Genomic DNA, 497 nt, shown 5'->3' on the forward strand with positions numbered 1-497 from the left:
GCTATCTATTGCATGTTCAGCTAGTTTTTCTGATTCATAACATTGCATATTTATTTTAGTTTTGCAACACCCTCTGACTTATTAATAAACCTGTAATAAAACATAAAAATTGTCTCATGTTTAGAAAAACTATTAAGAATGAGGTAAGGAAGTAGAACAGAAGGTTATTGAGAAGTAGAGAAGAATAGTATGTTGAAAACGAAGGGTTAACGTATAATGAAATATATAAATCGGATCAAATCGTTTACTAAACACTTTCACTCATAATAGTGTAATTAAGTTCAAAGGATAGGTGTATTTCATGAAAGAAGTAAGAGAATATATTGAAACAAAGAAACAAGGTGTATTGGAGTTGCAAATAAAAGAAACGGAAGAAAAGCTAGGTGCTGCTTTCCCAAATCAATATAGGGATCTTATTAAATTAGAGGGTGTTGCAAAACTAAAATAAATATGCAATGTTATGAATCAGAAAAACTAGCTGAACATGCAATAGATAG

At 29.8% G+C, this 497-nt stretch carries 1 pseudogene; it reads left to right on the top strand.

Annotated elements, in window-relative coordinates:
* Positions 1-301: 301 nt before the first annotated feature.
* A pseudogene (locus ACQRBL_RS13950) lies at positions 302-442 on the top strand (SMI1/KNR4 family protein); the annotation flags it as partial.
* Positions 443-497 lie beyond the last annotated feature (55 nt).

Source organism: Bacillus sp. AF62, from assembly GCF_050312695.1.
Taxonomy (GTDB): Bacteria; Bacillota; Bacilli; order Bacillales; family Bacillaceae_G; genus Bacillus_A; species Bacillus_A cereus.